At 44.8% G+C, this 18,697-nt stretch carries 16 protein-coding genes; 12 read left to right on the forward strand and 4 right to left on the reverse strand.

Annotation, left to right across the window (positions count from 1 at the left end; genetic code table 11):
* The first annotated feature begins 627 nt into the window (after positions 1-627).
* From AS034_RS08325 to AS034_RS08335, 3 genes are read left to right on the forward strand one after another with little or no spacing between them, the layout of a single operon-like run.
* Complete coding sequence (locus AS034_RS08325) at positions 628-1,371, forward strand: ABC transporter ATP-binding protein (protein WP_032089265.1); 744 nt, start codon at positions 628-630, stop codon at positions 1,369-1,371.
* On the forward strand, positions 1,361-2,593 hold the full coding sequence (locus AS034_RS08330) for an ABC transporter permease (RefSeq protein WP_244888137.1): 1,233 nt from the start codon (positions 1,361-1,363) through the stop codon (positions 2,591-2,593). Before AS034_RS08325 ends, AS034_RS08330 begins: the two co-directional genes overlap by 11 nt.
* A gap of 58 nt (positions 2,594-2,651) precedes the next feature.
* Entirely contained in the window at positions 2,652-3,359 is a 708-nt protein-coding gene (locus AS034_RS08335; protein WP_058298185.1) for an EcsC family protein, read from the forward strand.
* A 30-nt stretch (positions 3,360-3,389) separates the two neighbouring features.
* Here AS034_RS08335 and AS034_RS08340 read toward each other — a convergent pair whose 3' ends face one another.
* Positions 3,390-4,595 (reverse strand): M20 metallopeptidase family protein, encoded by a 1,206-nt coding sequence (locus AS034_RS08340; RefSeq protein ID WP_272867398.1) that lies wholly within the window; start codon positions 4,593-4,595, stop codon positions 3,390-3,392.
* Between the two features lie 103 nt (positions 4,596-4,698).
* On the opposite strand from AS034_RS08340, the gene AS034_RS08345 reads away from it, so the two are divergent.
* Positions 4,699-5,313, forward strand: a complete 615-nt coding sequence (locus tag AS034_RS08345) for a phosphatase PAP2 family protein (RefSeq protein ID WP_058298186.1) — start codon at positions 4,699-4,701, stop codon at positions 5,311-5,313.
* A 27-nt stretch (positions 5,314-5,340) separates the two neighbouring features.
* On the opposite strand, the gene AS034_RS08350 is transcribed toward AS034_RS08345, so the two are convergent.
* A complete protein-coding gene (locus tag AS034_RS08350; RefSeq protein ID WP_058298187.1) occupies positions 5,341-6,735 on the reverse strand; it encodes a hypothetical protein in 1,395 nt (464 codons plus the stop codon).
* A gap of 229 nt (positions 6,736-6,964) precedes the next feature.
* Here AS034_RS08350 and liaF point away from each other — a divergent pair, with 229 nt between their 5' ends.
* From liaF to AS034_RS08365, 3 genes are read left to right on the forward strand one after another with little or no spacing between them, the layout of a single operon-like run.
* A complete protein-coding gene (liaF, locus tag AS034_RS08355) occupies positions 6,965-7,771 on the forward strand; it encodes a cell wall-active antibiotics response protein LiaF (protein WP_058298188.1) in 807 nt (268 codons plus the stop codon).
* A gap of 35 nt (positions 7,772-7,806) precedes the next feature.
* Positions 7,807-8,835 (forward strand): sensor histidine kinase, encoded by a 1,029-nt coding sequence (locus tag AS034_RS08360; RefSeq protein ID WP_058298189.1) that lies wholly within the window; start codon positions 7,807-7,809, stop codon positions 8,833-8,835.
* Positions 8,836-8,852: 17 nt separating this feature from the next.
* Positions 8,853-9,497, forward strand: coding sequence for a response regulator transcription factor (locus AS034_RS08365; protein ID WP_272867399.1), 645 nt, complete (start codon positions 8,853-8,855; stop codon positions 9,495-9,497).
* 160 nt (positions 9,498-9,657) lie between these two features.
* On the opposite strand, the gene AS034_RS08370 is transcribed toward AS034_RS08365, so the two are convergent.
* On the reverse strand, positions 9,658-10,161 hold the full coding sequence (locus tag AS034_RS08370) for an antibiotic biosynthesis monooxygenase family protein (protein ID WP_058298190.1): 504 nt from the start codon (positions 10,159-10,161) through the stop codon (positions 9,658-9,660).
* Between the two features lie 225 nt (positions 10,162-10,386).
* On the opposite strand from AS034_RS08370, the gene hemE reads away from it, so the two are divergent.
* The 3 genes from hemE (at position 10,387) to hemY (ending at position 13,997) form a co-directional block, all read left to right on the forward strand.
* Positions 10,387-11,418, forward strand: a complete 1,032-nt coding sequence (hemE, locus tag AS034_RS08375; RefSeq protein WP_058298191.1) for a uroporphyrinogen decarboxylase — start codon at positions 10,387-10,389, stop codon at positions 11,416-11,418.
* A gap of 46 nt (positions 11,419-11,464) precedes the next feature.
* Entirely contained in the window at positions 11,465-12,397 is a 933-nt protein-coding gene (gene hemH, locus AS034_RS08380; protein ID WP_032089258.1) for a ferrochelatase, read from the forward strand.
* 178 nt (positions 12,398-12,575) lie between these two features.
* Complete coding sequence (hemY, locus tag AS034_RS08385) at positions 12,576-13,997, forward strand: protoporphyrinogen oxidase (RefSeq protein ID WP_032089257.1); 1,422 nt, start codon at positions 12,576-12,578, stop codon at positions 13,995-13,997.
* 17 nt (positions 13,998-14,014) lie between these two features.
* Here hemY and AS034_RS08390 read toward each other — a convergent pair whose 3' ends face one another.
* The gene (locus tag AS034_RS08390; protein WP_058298192.1) at positions 14,015-15,421 is read right to left on the reverse strand and encodes a LysM peptidoglycan-binding domain-containing protein; all 1,407 of its coding nucleotides are present in this window, start codon (positions 15,419-15,421) and stop codon (positions 14,015-14,017) included.
* Between the two features lie 339 nt (positions 15,422-15,760).
* Between AS034_RS08390 and AS034_RS08395 the strand changes: the two genes are divergently transcribed.
* Both AS034_RS08395 and AS034_RS08400 read left to right on the forward strand, forming a co-directional pair.
* Positions 15,761-16,336 (forward strand): TetR/AcrR family transcriptional regulator, encoded by a 576-nt coding sequence (locus AS034_RS08395; RefSeq protein WP_032089255.1) that lies wholly within the window; start codon positions 15,761-15,763, stop codon positions 16,334-16,336.
* A 124-nt stretch (positions 16,337-16,460) separates the two neighbouring features.
* Positions 16,461-18,662, forward strand: coding sequence for a YhgE/Pip domain-containing protein (locus AS034_RS08400; RefSeq protein ID WP_058298193.1), 2,202 nt, complete (start codon positions 16,461-16,463; stop codon positions 18,660-18,662).
* Positions 18,663-18,697: the final 35 nt, after the last annotated feature.

An 18,697-nucleotide genomic window follows, 5' to 3' on the forward strand; every position in this document is an offset into this window, starting at 1 on the left:
AGGAACGGTTTTCCTGCCTCTCTTTGAAGGGGTACTTCTAAAGGTTTATACGTCAAGTTTCCTTTCTTTGATAAACACCTCATTTGCTTGTCAGCGTAATCAGAGAATCCATCCGTTTAAAGAATGAACTTTTTGCAATGCGACCATCCCCTATTCTTTCAGCTGGTAGGCTTAAGACAATAGAAACTGTATGTGGTCTGCGACAAACACCTCATTTAGCTTTAAGCATGATTTGTGCAATCTGGAAAATGAATGACTTTGTTCAAAGTGACCATCCCCTTATCTTTTCTAGCTGAAAAGCTGTACAAGATAATTGATTTTAGTCAAAATGTTCTTTAACAAACACCTCATTTATCAAGTTTGTGATGAAATGAATCGGTGAGTGTGTCATTCACTATGGAAGACGACTATCCTTTAAGCCGCAAACAATAGTGAAATCGGTAAACTGGTCTTTAACAACCACCCCGTTTTACTTATTGCTGGCCCCTTCAAAGATTAGAATGTGCAGAAGCGACCATATGTATGAATACTAATTATTGGAATAGCTGACTAAATCACGATGCCTTTAGGACGGAATTTTGCTAAAATAGAGTCAAACCATGTAGAAGAGAAAGGACGTTGCTGCCCATGGCGTTATTAGAAATAGATCATCTTGTTGGAGGCTACACCCGAAAGCCTGTTCTGAAAGATATCAGTTTTTCAATCAATTCGAATGAGATTGTCGGGCTTATCGGCTTGAATGGTGCCGGTAAAAGTACGACGATCAAGCATATCATCGGGTTGATGGAGCCGAAGCAGGGGAAAGTTGCCATTAACGGACATACATTGAAGAAAGATGCCGATCAATATCGCAAACAGTTCTCATACATACCGGAAACACCCATTCTCTATGATGAATTGACTCTCGAGGAACATCTTAAGCTGACGGCGATGGCATACGGCCTCACTGAAGACGAATATAATCTGAGGGTAGGGAGGCTGCTGAAGACGTTCCGGATGGAGAAGAAGCTGGGCTGGTTCCCTGCCCATTTCTCCAAGGGAATGAAACAGAAAGTGATGATCATGTGTGCCTTTCTTATCGAACCGAGCCTGTATATTATCGATGAGCCGTTTGTTGGTCTGGACCCGCTCGCCATCCAGTCATTATTGGATTGGATGGAAGAAATGAAAAAGAGCGGTGCCGGCATTTTAATGTCGACACACATCCTCGCGACAGCTGAGAGGTACTGTGATTCGTTCATCATCCTTCATGAAGGCAGGATCAGGGCAAAGGGCACATTAAAAGAACTGCAAACAGAATTCTCCATGAGAGGCGCCACCCTTGATGATATATACATCCAGTTGACAAAGGAAGAATCCGATGATGAATAACGTGGAGAGTATCTGGAAGAAACGTGTTCTGGAATACAATCAGGAACTTCAGAAATATCTCAAGTACATGTTCAACGATCATCTGCTCTTTGTTTTGATTTTTGCGTTGGGCGGTGCTGCCTTTACATATAACCAGTGGGTGAAGACTCTTGATCCCACGTTTCCGGCAGCCTATATTATGGCAGTCATTTTGGGGCTGGTCCTTGCCTGGAGTCCGGTATACACCTTTTTGAAGGAAGCGGATGCGGTATTCCTTCTATCGCTTGAAAACAGACTGAGTTCCTATTTCAGGAAATGCATCTGGATCAGCTTCATGTTCCAGTCATATATCCAGCTCCTCATCCTTGCGGCCATGATGCCTATGTATGTAGCGGTAACAGGAAATGGTTTTAATAGCTTCTTTCCGCTGCTTGCACTCGTACTCGCCATAAAGGTATGGAATCTTTATGTAAGGTGGTTCCTTCTCAGGTTTCAGGAAAGAGAAGCTCACTGGATCGACAGCATCATCCGATTCCTGCTGTCCGGTTCCTTGATGCTGCTTGTGTTATCCGGATCATCCATTGTTTTAATACTGGCAGTGGCCGTGATCATGGCCGGGTATTTATTTTATTTTTTCAACGCAGCAAAAAAGAAGAATTTGAAATGGGATCTGCTGATTCATCTTGAGCAGCAGAGGATGCTGATGTTTTACCGGATCGCGAATATGTTCACGGATGTACCAAAATTAAAAGGGAAAGTGCATAGAAGGAAGTGGCTGGATTTCTTAGTCAAAACGGAATTCTCCCAATCATCGACCTTTAGGAATCTGTACCTCCGCTCCTTGGTCCGGACGAGTGAATTCTCGGGATTATACATCCGGCTTACATTGATCGGTGCTATCTTGATCTATACAAATCAGTCTTTTATAGTCAATATCCTGACCGCTCTGTTATTCCTGTATCTGACAGGATTTCAGCTCGTGCCGCTCTATAATCGGTTTGACTACAAAATATGGGTACTTATCTATCCGGTTTCGACTCAATTGAAAAAGTCGTCGTTTAAGAAAGTATTAAATCAGTCGATGATGATCCAGTCATTCATCTTTTCCCTTCCGCTCCTAATGAAAGGTATGTGGGTCGAAGGAGTCATCATTCTCCTGGCTGGATTTATTTTCTCTTTATTATTCAGTCAATATTATGTGGTTCAGAGGCTCAGAAAAATGGATGAAAGTATGTATCTTTGAAACCCCGGACTGTTGCTTGCGTATATAGGGTAGACAAAACCAAAAGGCGGGATGGAGAATGAATAAGGAAAGAGAAGAACTGGAATCCTGGAAACGTAAAATAGTTAAACGCTCCTCGGTATTTCAACGTGTTTCAAAGCAGGCTCAAAAGAAGATAAATCAATTCATTCCTGAAAAAGCCCATAAGATAATCACGGAAAGCATAAAGAAAATGGTTGAAGTCACCTTGAAGGGCAGTGAGTGGTCGAATTCGTCCAAAGCGGAGGTTCATCTTTCTCTGGAAGAAAGAGAAGCGCAGATGGAGGAAAGGTTGGAAGCCCACCGTAAAGCTGCTGTCATCGAAGGAGCAGGGACAGGGGCAGGAGGCATTTTTCTCGGGCTTGCGGATTTCCCTTTACTGCTTTCCATCAAGATGAATTTCCTGAGTGAATGCTCCGCCATCCACGGCCTGGATGTAAAGAAATATGAAGAAAGACTGTTTCTCCTATATGTGTTTCAACTTGCATTCTCAAGCGATGAGCACAAAAAAGAAACGTTGATGGTGATCGAAAAATGGAATGAGAAAAAGGAAGAGCTGAAGGAGATGGACTGGCGAACTTTCCAACAGGAGTACCGTGATTATATTGATTTCGTAAAGATGTTCCAGCTCATTCCCGGAGTAGGGGCGGTAGTGGGTGCCTACGCAAATTATCAGCTTTTGGACCAGCTGGGAGAAACGGCGAAATATGCGTATCGGATCAGGTATTTTAATGAAAGTGGGAAATGAAAAAGATCGGCCTCGGCCGATCTTTTTGTATTACTTCCTGGCAGTGATTCCGGGCTCGGCATGTTTTTTCTGATAGTGCAGGGTGGCGGAGGCCAGAGTCTTGGCGGCAATCAGCAGCGCTTTCTCATTGATGTCGAACCTAGGGTGGTGATGGGGATAAAGTGTATCGGCATTTTCAGGGGCCGCACCCGTGAAGAAGAATGTCCCTTTCACCCTTTCGAGATAATAAGCGAAGTCTTCTCCTCCCATTTGAAGTTCAATCTCTTCCACATTGTGTACTTCATCGATCTCTGCGGCAGATTCAATGAGAAGCTGAGTTTCCTCTGAATGATTCACCACCGCAGGGTAGCCCCTTTCAAAACGGTACTCGAATTCACAGCCGAAGGAGAGGGCAACCCCTTTTATGATCTGCTCGATCTCCGTTTCGATGAAATCCCTTACTTCCGGATTGAACGTTCGGACGGTACCGATCAGTTTAGCGCTGTCTGCAATCACGTTGAATGCATTATCAGCAACAAATGACCCCACTGTGACAACAGCCGGATCAATCGGATTTACCCGCCTGCTTACAATCTGCTGCAAATCGGTTATCAGCTGGGCACCCGCGACAATTGCGTCTTTTGTTTTATGAGGCTGTGCACCATGACCTCCCGAGCCTTTGATCACGACTTCGAATCGATCGGCTGCGGCCATGATCGGACCTGTCCTGAACAGGATCTTCCCGAGCTTTTCCGTTGCCCACAAATGAGTGCCGAAGATTACATCGATGCCTTCCAGGCAGCCGTCCTCTATCATCGGCTTGGCGCCGCCCGGAGCATATTCCTCAGCATGCTGATGAATGAGTTTGATCGTTCCCTGAAGTTGATTGCGGTATTCATTCAATGTCTTCCCCAGAACGAGGAGAGTAGCGGTGTGGCCATCGTGTCCGCATGCATGCATCACTCCGGGTACGGTCGACTTGTATTCCACATCCTTTTCATCCTGGATGGGAAGTGCATCAAAATCGGCGCGCAGCCCGACCGTTTTTCCCGGGAGGCGGCCTTTAATCGTTGCGACTAAACCGTTGCCGCCTACGTTTTCCCGGACATCGATCCCTATGTCACGGTAATATTCCGCGATATATTTGGCCGTGTTTTTTTCCTGGAAAGAAAGTTCAGGATGTTTATGGAGATGCCTTCTTATTTCTACCATTTCCCCCCATCGCTGTTCCAATTTCTGATATAATTCACTCAGCAAGTTAAAGCCCCCCTTATAATGTTGAAGATTTAGAATATTATAACATTAAATGGGAGTGAAAAATAACTTAATCTTAGACTATCCTAATGAAAGGAGGGATTAGATGAAAAAGGGATTTTACATAACCGGAATCATTACGTTCATTCTTTTTATGACGATTGCGCATTTTGTTTATTATGATTTGTCCATTCCATGGGATCCCTATTTGCTGGAAAACATGAATCATATGCGATTCATTAAGATCTTTTCGGTAATGGGGACTGAACTCGCTATCGGGGGAGGTGCCATTTTGCTTATCCTGTACTTATGGTGGGCCAAAAAAGATTTTCCGGGCATTTTAACCGTAGTGGTCGCCGTTGCAGGCAGCAATGTATTGAATAAAAGCATAAAGAATTTAATGGAAAGAGACAGGCCGCCGTTTCCGCATGAGGAAGAGAGTTTCAGTTTCCCGAGCGGGCATGCTATGGTCGGGATCGTGTTCTTGCTGACGGCTTCTTATTTTATCAGCAGGGAGTTTTCCTCAATCAAAGTGAAATGGGGCATATACATCCTTGCATCGGCAACAGCTTTCCTGGCAGGGATGAGCAGGGTGGTGGAACAGGCCCATTACCCTTCGGACGTTCTTGCAGGCTTTCTCATCGGCTATTCCATCTTTACCTTGACCACCTTCCTTTACGAAAAAAATCCATATAAAAAGGTCCGTCCTTCAGGTGCATAAACGCACTGAGGATGGGCCCTTTTCTTTTTACAGGATAAAAATGGCCACTATGGTCGTGACGGTCAGTCCGATGACGACCGGCAGCATATTCCTCCTGGCTAGCTCGAACGGATCTACATTACAGATGGCAGCTACAGGAATGATGGCCCAGGGTACAAGGGTTCCGCCACCAACCCATATACCTGCAATCTGGCCAAGTGCTGTAAGAGTTGCGACACCCGTGCCTATACTTTGGGCAAATAAATTTGCCACCGAACCGGCAAGTGAAATACCTGAGAATCCTGAACCGTCAAGTCCGGTTATGGCACCGACAACCGTCAGCGTAACAGCCCCTACTGCCTTCGAAAGCGGAACGACTGCAGCAAGGGATGCGCCAAGGTCATTGACGATCCCGTGGGACGTTTCCGGGAGAAAATCCCCGATGATGGTCCCGAACCCGGCATCCCCCAAGTAGAAGAAAGCGGCAATCGGAATGACTGGACCGAAAACCTTAAATCCGAATTGAAATCCGTCTATCAGAAAACTGGTGGAACGCTCCAATCCTTTACCTTTATAAGCAGCCAGGGAAATGATCAACAATATAAAAATGGATGTTCCACCGATTAAAGCTGTCGCATCACCGCCCTGAAGGTCAAACGAAACCATTGCCGCAATGTTCAGTGCGAATAATAGGGGAATCAGAAGGGCAATACCATTTCTCCATCCTGCAGATAGCAGGTTTTTCTCTGATGGCGAGGGTTCATCCTCAAGATAAGTTGATTGATCTACCTTTAAGATTCCTCTTTTCATATCTCTTTTAATAAAGATAAAAGCAGTGATTGTCGTGACAATCCCCATGACGATAACCAGCGGGACACTCGCTGCGATTACATCCCCCACCGGAATCCCCGCAGCATCAGCGGTAAGTTTGGGTGCTGCCTGGATGACATAATCCCCTGATAGGGCAATTCCGTGTCCAAAAAGGTTCATTGCCATTGCGATCCCAAGTGCCGGAAGCCCGACCCTTAGTGCCACAGGAACCAGGACAGCCCCAAGCAGTGCCACTGCAGGCGACGGCCAGAAAAACCAAGAGATAAGCATCATGACAATACCGATCGTCCAATACGCAAGTGCGGGAGTCTTAATGAATTTCGTGAATGGCCGGATCATGACATCATTGACCCCGGTTGCAGTCAGTCCCTTGCTCATAGCCACTATGATCGAAATGACAAGGATTGTCGACAGTAATTCAGTAATGGCAAATATGAAACTGTTAAAAACCGAGCTTATCGATCCGCTCAATGAACCGGTCGCAGTCAGAGCAATACTGAAGATCCCGATTATACATACAATCGTAGTATCCTTCCTGAAAACCATAAATAATATAATCAATCCAATAAACACCAAGTAGATCCAATGAAGAGCCGTTAAGTCGATCCCCAAAAGATTACCCCCTTCGCATATCCTTTCTCAAATTGGGTGAAAGCCCCAATCTGTACTATAGATTATGAAAAATGAATAAAGGTGTGAAACCGCATTTTTCGGTCTTGAGACGGAGAAGGAATCGGGCGGATGCGGCTCTTCTTCACCGTCAATTAGGATTAATATGTAGTCAGGAACAGGATATTTTATCCTTTTCTAGAAACTATATAGTGGTGAAGGTGGTGGAGAAGTGAGCAGCAGAGGAAGAAAGCGATGGTTTTTCTCGCTATTGTTATTAATAACCGGCGTTGTGCTGTTACTGTTGAATCTTGGTGTCATTTCCTTGGAAATAACGATGGATTTTGTCAATATCATCCCAATATTGCTGGTTCTGGTCGGATTGAAATGGCTGGTTGACAGCGTTTCGAATAAAAGTTTCGGTAAATTGCTCTTCGGCTTGTTCAGCCTTGTCTACGGCTCACTTATCCTTCTTGATAAATGGAATAAAGTGAACTTTGACTATGGGGAATGGTGGAAGCTTTGGCCGTTATTCATCATTGCAATGGCCATTCGTGTGGCAATGAATAAGTCTATGAATCTGACTGTTACGGTTGACCGCTCTTCAGATAGTGTTGAAGATACGGCTTTGAAGGGACGGAAGGAAGGCGGTTCAAAAACCCTCAAAAAAAACCATAGGAAAAATTTCATCATAGGGGAAATCAAATACTCTGAACCGAATTGGCCGTTGGAACCGATGAATTTTCAAAACGTGGTAGGCGATTATTATTTCGATTTCAGTAAGGCATTTATCCCGGAAGGTGAAACCCCGATCGTCATTAAGGGTTGGGTTGGAGATGTAAAAGTCATCATTCCGGAAGATATTCCGGTCGACATCGAGATTGATGTGAAAGTCGGGGAAGTGAAACTGTTTGATCAAAAGTCTGCTGAAATCAGATCTGATTTCTATTACCGGTCTCCGGGATATGAAGAATCAAGTAAGAAAATTAAACTGCTTATTGACGTTAAAGTGGCTTCGATCCGAGTGAGTGAAGTATAAGAGATGGATTCGTGCATTTAGAAGGGAGTGGGAAGATGGACCATACATCTGCTATCAGAAATATGATCTTTAAAAGTTTTTTTATGATGGCTGTCATGGCAAGCCTGACTTCATTTGTCTCCCTTCAAGTCTATTTGTTGTTATCACATAATGACGGGGTTTCATTAAGTCTTTCAATTTACCTGACTCTTGCATTGTTGCTGATCCTCCTGTTGCTGAGTGTGTATTTCGGATTTCGTACAAGCTATTCACTTAAAGGACGGATTGATGATCTGTCTACGTTTGTCACGCTGCTTAGAAGCGGAAAGCTCTCCGCAAGGGTGAAATCGGATGAACGTGATGAGCTTGGGGTGCTTGCAGAAGAAATGAATCATCTTGCCACCTATATTCAGGAACAAGTGAAGTCTTTGCAGCGCCTGGCAGATGAAAAATCCGAGCTGGCCGAAAAAGCTCACGGGGCAGCCGTCATGGAAGAACGCCAGAGACTGGCCAGGGATTTACATGATTCGGTCAGTCAGCAGCTGTTTGCACTCAATATGCTTTCCTCCGCAGCCCTTAAAAGCATTGCGCACGATTCAGGCAAAGCGGAAGGGATCATGAAGCAGGTGGCAGAAATTGCTTCCAAGGCACAGGGAGAAATGAGGGCGCTGCTTCTTCATTTAAGACCGGTGGACTTAAAGGGTGAAGATATTCGTGAAGCTTTAATCACTCTCATCAGGGAATTGAAGGAAAAGACGCAGCTTGAAATCGAATCAAGATTCGAGGGAATGGAAAATCTCACAAAAGGGACAGAAACACATCTGTTCAGGATCATCCAGGAAAGCCTTTCAAATATCCTAAGGCACTCAAAAGCAACCAGGGTTGTAATCACGACGGAGAAAAAAGAGGGCTTCCTGACGCTTTATATAAGTGATAACGGTATAGGGTTCAATCCTGTAGAAAGTAAAATGACTTCTTATGGACTACAAACGATGAAAGAAAGAGCTGAAGAAATAGGGGGACACTTTCAAATCAGGTCGAAAGAAAGCGAAGGTACATATATCAATTTGAGAATCCCGGTCTGATGAAGGGGGAGAGCATGGTGGAAAAAATTAAAGTAATGATTGTCGATGACCACGAGATGGTCAGGTTAGGGATGAAAACCTATCTGCTCATGGAAGAACGAATCGATTTCCTTGGGGAGGCAAAGAGCGGAAATGAAGCAGTCCGTCTTGCTAAAATCTATCAGCCTGACGTGATTTTAATGGACCTGTTGATGGAGGATGGCAACGGAATCGAAGCGACAGAAAAAATATTAACCTACCTAAATGGATGCAAAATCATCATTCTCACAAGCTATTATGATGATGAGAAAGTTTTCCCGGCCATAGAGGCCGGCGCACACAGTTATCTGCTCAAAACAGCTAGTGCAGAGGAAGTCACTTCTGCTATTTATAAAGCTGCAAAAGGGGAATCCGTCATCGCCTCCAAGGTTGCTGATAAAATGATGACACGATTCAGGCCGCAGGAGAGAAAACCCCATGAAGATTTGACGGTACGGGAATTAGAAGTATTGGAATGCCTCGGGGAAGGGATGACCAACCAGGAAATATCGGATACTTTATTCATAGGGATCAAAACGGTGAAGACGCATGTCAGTAATATCCTGAGTAAATTGGGAGTGGCTGACCGGACACAGGCGGCGATTTATGCAAACCGGAACGGGATTGTGTATAAGAAAGGGTAGCGCGGAAAAGAGCCGGTACACAATAATTGTTGAGTTCTATAAAAATTAATAACCCCCGCACTGACACCTGTTTCCAGAGTGTGCGGGGGTTATTTGAATTTCCTTGCTTTTATCTCAATCTGCATTGGAGGTCGTACCTCCACTTCCGAGTGGAGAAGACTTATTCTTCACTCACCATATATTCTGTTACATAGGATGCACGGGGGAACAGATCTTTCTTGGCATCGATTCCTTCTTCTGTTCCCCGTTTTTCGTGGGCTTTTTGATATTGTTTGGAGTCCTGCCAGCCTAAAAAGCTTTTACGGTCCTCCCAGATAGTCATGATTACATATGTATCACTGTCTAGCGGGCGCAGCACGCGGATGGCGATAAAGCCGGGGACTTCTTCAATCAGGCCGGCACGATTTTTGAAACGGTATTCGAATAATGGGCGCCCTTCATCGGAAACGGGGATATTGTTGAAAACGGCATATCCTTTCTTCTCCAGTGAGCCCGATTGGTCGACAATTTCATAGCTCCTTGGTGATTCGAACACTGTTTCACCTTCAGTCTCATGGACGAGAAGAGCATCCCCTTCATGCATGAGTACCATCTTTTCATCAGGGTGCTGTTTTTCGATCTTCTTCAGGAATTCAAGAGTGCCTGTTGTCATATACATCTTCATCTTATTCACCTCGTAAAAGTAATCTATATGTTATCTTCCCTGTTTATGTACTTCTGTAACCTGATTTTCGGCAAATTTATGACATTTACTGTTGATAACTATACATTTTATCCATAAAAGTCTATAGTTTATAAGGGTTACAGTTTGTACGGTTAAACAATTTTAGAATTTTATTCTTTTATAATACAATAGAACCAATGGATGAGTGAAAGGTGGCCGTTAGGTATGAAACAATTAAATGATACATTTTTAAGAGCTGCGAGAGGTGAAAAGACTGATTATACACCGGTATGGTTTATGAGACAGGCCGGCCGTTCACAGCCTGAATATAGAAAGATCAAGGAAAAGTATTCCCTGTTCGAAATTACGCACCAGCCTGAACTCTGTGCGTATGTAACAAGACTTCCGGTCGAACAATATGACGTGGATGCAGCGATCCTTTATAAAGATATTATGTCGCCACTGCCGTCAATCGGAGTGGACGTGGAGATCAAGTCCGGCATCGGTCCTGTAATCGATAACCCGATCCGTTCTGCGTCAGACGTTGAAAAACTCGGGGAGATCGATCCTGAAAGCGACGTTCCGTATGTTCTGGATACGATTAAACTCCTCACACAGGAACAGCTTACAGTGCCGCTGATCGGGTTTGCAGGAGCTCCTTTTACAATGGCAAGCTATATGATCGAGGGAGGACCTTCCAAGAACTATAACAAAACAAAATCATTCATGTATTCAGAACCGAAAGCCTGGTTTGCATTGATGGATAAGCTTGCCGATATGACCATCACGTACGGGAAAGCCCAGATCAAAGCCGGTGCTTCTGCATTCCAGATTTTTGACTCCTGGGTTGGAGCATTGAATGTACAGGATTACAGAACGTTCATTAAACCGGTAATGGAAAAAATCTTTACTGAACTCAAGGAAGAGAATGTACCCTTGATCATGTTTGGTGTGGGGGCGAGCCATCTGGCGAAAGAATGGCATGAACTTCCACTTGATGTAGTGGGTCTCGACTGGCGTCTGCAGATTAATGAAGCACGTGCAATGGGAATCTCGAAAACGGTTATGGGGAATCTTGATCCCGCTATCCTTCTGGCACCTTGGGAAGTGATCGAGGAAAGAGCGAAAGCCATACTGGATCAGGGAATGGAACTGCCTGGCTATATCTTTAACCTGGGACACGGTGTCTTTCCGTCAGTCAATCCCGACACCCTTAAACGCTTGACTGCTTTTGTTCATGAATACAGTGCGAAGTAATGAATACACGGTGTAACATAACCGACCACTATAAGAGGTGAATAGAATGACTAAAAAGAAGATGGGTCTGTTGGTCATGGCTTACGGGACCCCATATAAAGAAGAAGATATCGAACGATACTATACTCATATCCGTCATGGCAGAACACCTTCCGAGGAAATGCTTGAAGACCTTCGGGGAAGGTATGAAGCAATCGGAGGCATTTCACCGCTTGCCAAGATTACGATGGATCAGGCAAAGAGCCTGGAAGAGCATCTGAATTCCATTCAGGATGAAATTGAATTTCATATGTACCTGGGATTGAAGCATATTGAACCATTCGTAGAAGATGCAGTGGAACAAATGCACAAAGATGGTATAGAAGAAGCGGTTTCCATCGTCCTCGCCCCTCACTTCTCGACGTTCAGTGTTAAATCCTATAATGGACGGGCGAAAGAAACTGCCGAGAAATTGGGCGGACCGGCGATTACATCAGTGGAAAGCTGGTATGAGGAACCTAAATTCATCAATTACTGGGTTGAAAAAGTAAAAGATACATTTGTACGCATGAGTGAAGAAGAACGCAAAAATGCTGTCCTCATCGTTTCTGCCCATAGTCTTCCTGAGCGGATTCTTCAGTATGGAGATCCTTATCCTCAGCAGCTTGAAGAAACCGCAAAGATGATCGCGGAAGGTGCAGACGTAGAGCATTATGCAGTCGGCTGGCAAAGTGAAGGGAACACCCCGGATCCATGGCTTGGTCCCGACGTACAGGACCTGACACGGGAACTCCATGAGAAGAAAGGTTATACAACATTTGTCTACACTCCTGTAGGTTTTGTTGCTGATCATTTGGAGGTATTATATGATAATGACTATGAATGTAAAGTAGTCACGGACGAAATTGGTGCAAGCTATTATCGTCCTGAAATGCCGAATGCCAAGCCTGAATTCATTGACGCAATGGCGGATGTCATTTTAAAGCATTTGAATAAGTAAATCATCCCTGCTGTCGTTTGTCAGGGATGTGAAGGACTGCAGCTGATGAGGGCATACTCAGGAGCTCAGTCCTTCTATTTATTGAAACGGGATGACATGGTGCATGATCATTTTTCTGAATAATAAGCAAACTGTGGAAATAGAAGAGGATACTATTTAGACAAAGAAGGCGATGTTTATGAGGGGACAGCAAGTTAAAAAGGTTGTGGTCATCGGCGGGGGGATTACGGGTCTCACCGCCGCTTACTACTTGCAAAAAGAAATCAAAGAAAAGAACCTTCCCATTCAATTGACATTAGCAGAGGGATCCCACCGCATGGGCGGCAAAATCCAAACGCTCATTAAGGACGGGTATGTCATTGAAAGAGGCCCTGATTCTTTTGTACCGCGTAAGGCAGGGCCTCTCAATCTGGCAAAAGAAATCGGAATCGATGGTAAGCTTGTCAGCAGTACTTGGGGGAAATCATATGTCATTGCCGGCGGAGAATTATATCCCATGCCTGGGGGCTCCATAATCGGTATTCCGACTCAGATTGCTCCTTTCATTACCACGAACTTATTTTCAATCACCGGTAAAATGAGGGCGGCCGCCGACTTCATTCTTCCACGTTCAGCTGTTGCCGATGATCAATCACTAGGCAGGTTTTTCAGGAGAAGGATGGGGGATGAAGTAGTGGATAACCTCATTGAACCATTATTGACTGGGATTTATGCGGGGGACATCGATCAAATGAGTCTCATGTCGACCTTCCCTGAACTGCATCAAATTGAACAAAAACACCGCAGCCTCATCGCCGGCATCAAAAAAGCCGCTGCCGAGACAGAAGGTGAACAAAAGAATGGCAGATTCATGACGTTTACCAAGGGACTACAAACGCTTGTCGACGGAGTGGAGGCCGCCTTGGAACCCGAAACCATCCATAAAGGGATGAAGGTTTCACGGATCAATAAAGAAGCCGGCCGGGGTTATACGATTGAGTTTACAAACGGAAATGTGCTGGATGCCGACAGTATCGTTATCACTACGCCGCACCACTCCCTTCAATCCATGTTCCCCTCCCATTCATTCATGGATTATTTAAAAGAGATGCCTGCCACTTCAGTCGCTACCGTCGCTATGGGCTTTGATCAGTCAGCAATAAAGAAAAATGTGGACGGCAATGAATTTATCGTCTCGAGAAACAGCGATTATTCAATAACCGCATGTACATGGACTCATAAAAAGTGGCCTCACAGTGCCCCGGAAGGCAAGGTGCTGATGCGTGTTTACCTGGGTAAATCAGGTGATGAAACGATTGTGGATTTATCCGATGATCAGATTGAACAGATTGTGCTCGAAGACCTGGAAAAAATCGTTGAGCTTGAAGGCAAACCGGAATTCACAGTCGTTACCCGCTATAAGGATTCAATGCCACAATATACAGTGGGGCATAAGAAGCGGACAGAAGCTCTTTACCGTAACCTGGAAGAGAGGCTCCCAGGGGTGTTTGTCGCGGGCAGTTCATATGAAGGCCTCGGAATTCCCGAATGCATAGAGCAGGGTGAAAAAGTGGTTAAAAAAACTCTTGAATATGTAAAAGATGAAGAAAGGACCTCCTGAAAAAAGGGGTCCTTCTTCTATTTCTCGACTCGGTATCTGGCGTGCTGCAAGACCCAATTTTGAGGAAAGGCGCTCCCGAGCACCCAATAACTCATTCCTCTCAGTTTATAATCATCCAATACAGTCTGTTTGGCCAGTATGCTTCTGGCATCCTCAAACCAGACTTCGTGCTGCTGACCGGATTCATCCCAATATTTGAAAAAGGGAGCCTGATATTCATTGTTATACTGGATCCGGACTCCGTATCTTCCTGCTAAGTCCACTGCAGCAACGGGTGAAACGGTCTTTGCGAAAGTCCCTTCCTCCCAAGGTATTTTCCAGTCCCGGCCGTAAAGAGGCACACCCATGATAATTTTGCTGCGGGGTATAACTGTAACGGCATAATCGAGCACTTTTTTTACTTCATTGACTGGGGCGATCGCCCACGGTCTTCCGCCTGCCCAGCCCCATTCATAGGTCATGATCACAACAAAATCGACTATCTCCCCGTGTGCTTTATAATCATGGGCCTCGTACAACAATCCTTTTTGGTCGCCCTTTATTTTAGGTGCCAGCGCAGTGGACACTGAATAACCCTTTGGCTTTAATTCCGAGGTTACTTTCCGTAGAAACTGATTATAATTTTCCCGGTCTTCCGGGTACACATATTCGAAGTCGAAATTCACACCCTTGTATCCTTTGGTTTCCATCGTATTTGTCAGGTTTGAAATAAGCTTATTTTGAAGTGTTTCATTCCGCAGAAGATCAGCTGCCAGATCAGAATCAAACATTGAGCCTGAATAGTTCGTCAAGACCAGCAGAGGGTCGACGTTTGTATCATAAGCAGCAGCTATCAACCCTTCGTCATTCAGGGACGTGAGGGTTCCTTCTTTTGTGATGGAATAAGTAAACGGAGACAAATAAGTAAAGTAATTCCCGAGTCCCCTTACTTCTCCGACCCCTTCGCTTCCGGTTTGTGTGATATAGGCATTAATTTCTGTGGTCTTTCTTTTGTTTGGGATGAGGATCTTCTGGCCTGGATAAATGAGAGAAGGGTTGGGTATTTGGTTTGCATTTAAAATATCCTGTAAAGCCACTTTATAGTTATAGGAAATGGTGTATAAAGTATCCCCTGCTTTTACTGTATGAATGAATGAGGGGAGGACGATCAATTGGCCGATGTAAAGCTGGGAAGGGTTTGATATCTGGTTGAAGTCAATCAGTTCGCGCAGACTGACATTGACCTTGGTGCTGATTGTATTGAGTGTATCACCCGGCTGTACGATATATTCTTTATTCGACTCAGGGATGAGGAGACTCTGTCCGATAATGAGTATGTCATTATTTTTCAACTGATTTGCATAAGAGATCTGAGACATGTCAACAAAGAATTGCTTAGATATCGACCAAAGCGTATCCCCGCTTTTGACAACATAGATATTCATTGGGCACCTCCTTGTCAGGGTGTTCTATATAGCTTATTCTTCAGGGCTTATCTAATATGTAAGCTCTTTTCGCAAATTTTGTTGCTTTGCACGCAAGAAAATACCGGAACTTGGGTATTTTCGGCTTGTCCGTCCTTTTGTTATATGAACTGGAGTTCGAAAAGAGCACGGCTACAAGCTTTTTTCAAGCTGCAAGCGCTTTGCGATAAGCAGCAATCTTTTAGAAAACAGCATGTAAAAAGAAAAGAGTTGTTTATTTTTTATGGATATGATAAATTAATAAATGTGATTTTGACTAAAATTCATTTTCGGTCATTCAGTCAAGAGAGGAGTGAGGCAATGGCGGTTAATCGGAAACAACAAATCGTGGAGGCGGCCTCCAAGTCATTTTCTTTATTTGGATATAAAGCCACCACCATGGACCAGGTCGCAAAGCTTGCGAATGTAGGAAAAGGGACGATTTATACGTTCTTTAAAAACAAAGAAGAACTATTTGATGAAATTGTCACTTCCTTGCTTAATGAAATGAAAAAGGAAGCTGAGGAAGTGATTGACCCCCAGGAATCTTTTTCAACAAATGTTCATCGGGCCCTGTTCCGCCTGCTTGAATTCCGGAAAGAGCATCAGCTGACAATCAAGCTCTATCAAGAGGCAAGGGAAATGGGAACGCCTGCTGTTTCGGAAGTAATCGACCGTATGGAAAAAGTGGTCGTCGAATTTTTAAGTCACCGCATTGAAAAAGCGATTGCTTCTGGCGCAATCAAGCCATGCAACCCGGAAATGACTGCTTTTATCATGCTGAAGCTTTATGTCTCATTGATTTTTGATTGGGAACGTCTTCACGGTCCATTGGAAAAAGATGAGATTGCCAATTTGTTCGAGCTCTATCTTATTAAAGGGTTATCTGCCGGATAGTCCTTCATTTTTGGCCGAGAATGACCAATAGAACAAAATGGTCATTTATTTTTTGAAGGTTATTGACCAATTGAGATATTTGGTCAATTATTCTGCATCAAGCAATCTAACGTAGGAGGATAATATGAAGAAATCATTTACAGGTTCAGAATTCAAAGCGATTTTCCGAAATAAAAAACTACTTATTCCGATCCTTGCTGTTCTTTTCATCCCTGTATTATACAGCGGAATGTTTCTTTGGGCGTTCTGGGACCCTTATGAACAGCTTTCCGATTTACCAGTGGCGGTTGTAAACAGTGACCAGGGAGCGGAGTTTGACGGAGATAATCTCCACATAGGGGACGAACTCGTGGAAAAGCTGAAAGAAAGCGAACAATTCGACTTTCACTTTGTAGACAAGGAAGAAGGGTATAAGAACCTTGAGAAGCAGGACTATTATATGCTGGTCGAGATTCCAGGGGATTTCTCGGAAAACGGCACCACCCTTCTTGCGGAACACCCGAAAAAGCTTGCATTGAAATATGTGCCGAATGAAAGTTTCAACTTCCTGTCGGCACAGATTGGTGACACTGCCATGAAAGGAATCAAGTCAAGCCTTTCTAAATCAGTCTCAGAAACATATGCCGAAACGATGTTCGATAAAATCCAGGAAATGGGTGACGGCTATGAGACAGCAAGTGAAAAAGCCGGGGAAATCAACAATGGAGCCCTTGACTTATCCAAAGGGGCTAAGACACTGAAAGATAACTTAACAGTCCTCGCGGAGAAAAATGTTGAAATGACAGACGGCGTTGCGAAAACGAAAGCCGGTGCTGCGGAACTGGCATCCGGTTCTAAGGAACTCTCTGACGGTGTAGGCGTCATGACGGATAAAACAAACCAATTGTATAAAGGCACACAAGATGTTCAATCAGGTGTGGACGCCCTTGCCGGAGGGATTGACAAAAGCAGGGCTGGCCTTGAAGAAGTCGATGCAGGGCTTGACAGTGCTGTTGACAATACAGCTAAATTGTACGCCGGTTCTCAAACACTTGCAGAGAAAATCGGAGAGCTTCAGGCTGGGGCAGATCGTACCCAGGCCGGGGCCAAAGCGATTGGAAGCGGAGCCGCTGAACTGGAAGAACAACTGGCGCCGTTCATGGGCAGTCTTCCTGAAGAAAAGCAGGCACAGCTGCAGGCCGCCATCAATCAGATCAAGCAAGGAGCATCAGGCCTTGAGACAGGCACAGGCTCGCTGAGTGCCGGTGCAGGAGAACTGCAGAAAGGCGCCGGTACACTGGCCGGAGGTATCGGCCAATTGAATGAGGGCCAGAAAAAACTGCAGGGCGGTGTCGACCAGCTTGTTGCCGGTTCAGTCCAGCTTGACGAAGGATCCAATAAGCTCCAGGCTGGCCAGGCTGAAATCGTCAAAAACTTCGGCCTGTTAACTGAAAAAATGGGGGAAGTCCATCAAGGAACGGTCCGCCTAGCATCAGGGGCCGGTGAATTAAATTCAGGCCTCAACAAAGTGTATGACGGATCGGCTCAATTGACGGACGGATCCAAGAAGCTTGCAGACGGTTCAGTCCAATTAGCTGATGGTTCCACAAAACTGGCTGATGGAACAACCGAATATGAGCAGAAGTTAAAGGATGCAGCAAAAGAAGCAAACAGTGTGGATCCAAATGACGAAACATATGATATGATGGCCGGTCCGGTCGACGTGAAGAATGAGAAAATCAACCATGTGCCGAACTACGGAACCGGGTTTGCCCCGTACTTCCTGTCCCTTGGATTGTTCGTGGGTGCACTGTTGATTTCAATCGTCTACCCGCTAAAAGAACCTGCAGATCGCCCGTCCAGCGGAATGAGCTGGTTCATGGGTAAATTCGCAGTACTGACAACAGTGGGGATCATTCAATCCCTCATCGCAGCAGCGATCCTGCTGTTCGGATTGGGACTAGAGGTGGAAAGTGTACCATTATTCCTGCTTTCAACCATCATCACCAGTCTCACGTTCCTTGCATTGATTCAAATGCTCGTTACGATCCTTGGTGATCCTGGACGATTCGTTGCCATCATCATCTTGATCCTGCAGCTGACAACAAGTGCGGGTACATTCCCTCTGGAATTGATTCCGAGTGCCCTGCAGCCGATCAGCGCCCTGCTGCCGATGACATACTCAGTATCAGCTTTCAAAGCGGTCATCTCAAGCGGAGACTTCGGTTTCATGTGGCAGAATCTATTCATCCTGCTGGGATATTTCCTTGTATTCATCGTCCTCACATCCATTTTCTTTGTGGGGCTGTTCAAGAAGCAATATTCAAAAACAGCAGAAGCAGCTTGATAGAAGAAAGGCTATAACATTAGGATTTTTGTTTG

It is taken from the genome of [Bacillus] enclensis (genome assembly GCF_001456935.1).
In the GTDB taxonomy this organism is placed as follows: domain Bacteria; phylum Bacillota; class Bacilli; order Bacillales; family Bacillaceae_B; genus Rossellomorea; species Rossellomorea enclensis.

Bases quoted from the DNA above. Each gene is read 5' to 3' on its own strand.
- AS034_RS08325 (WP_032089265.1), top strand. From the start codon at position 628: ATGGCGTTATTAGAAATAGATCATCTTGTTGGAGGCTACACCCGAAAG.
- AS034_RS08330 (WP_244888137.1), top strand. From the start codon at position 1,361: ATGATGAATAACGTGGAGAGTATCTGGAAGAAACGTGTTCTGGAATAC.
- AS034_RS08335 (WP_058298185.1), top strand. From the start codon at position 2,652: ATGAATAAGGAAAGAGAAGAACTGGAATCCTGGAAACGTAAAATAGTT.
- AS034_RS08345 (WP_058298186.1), top strand. From the start codon at position 4,699: ATGAAAAAGGGATTTTACATAACCGGAATCATTACGTTCATTCTTTTT.
- AS034_RS08360 (WP_058298189.1), top strand. From the start codon at position 7,807: ATGGACCATACATCTGCTATCAGAAATATGATCTTTAAAAGTTTTTTT.
- AS034_RS08370 (WP_058298190.1), bottom strand. From the start codon at position 10,161: ATGAAGATGTATATGACAACAGGCACTCTTGAATTCCTGAAGAAGATC.
- hemE (WP_058298191.1), top strand. From the start codon at position 10,387: ATGAAACAATTAAATGATACATTTTTAAGAGCTGCGAGAGGTGAAAAG.
- hemH (WP_032089258.1), top strand. From the start codon at position 11,465: ATGACTAAAAAGAAGATGGGTCTGTTGGTCATGGCTTACGGGACCCCA.
- hemY (WP_032089257.1), top strand. From the start codon at position 12,576: ATGAGGGGACAGCAAGTTAAAAAGGTTGTGGTCATCGGCGGGGGGATT.
- AS034_RS08390 (WP_058298192.1), bottom strand. From the start codon at position 15,421: ATGAATATCTATGTTGTCAAAAGCGGGGATACGCTTTGGTCGATATCT.
- AS034_RS08395 (WP_032089255.1), top strand. From the start codon at position 15,761: ATGGCGGTTAATCGGAAACAACAAATCGTGGAGGCGGCCTCCAAGTCA.
- AS034_RS08400 (WP_058298193.1), top strand. From the start codon at position 16,461: ATGAAGAAATCATTTACAGGTTCAGAATTCAAAGCGATTTTCCGAAAT.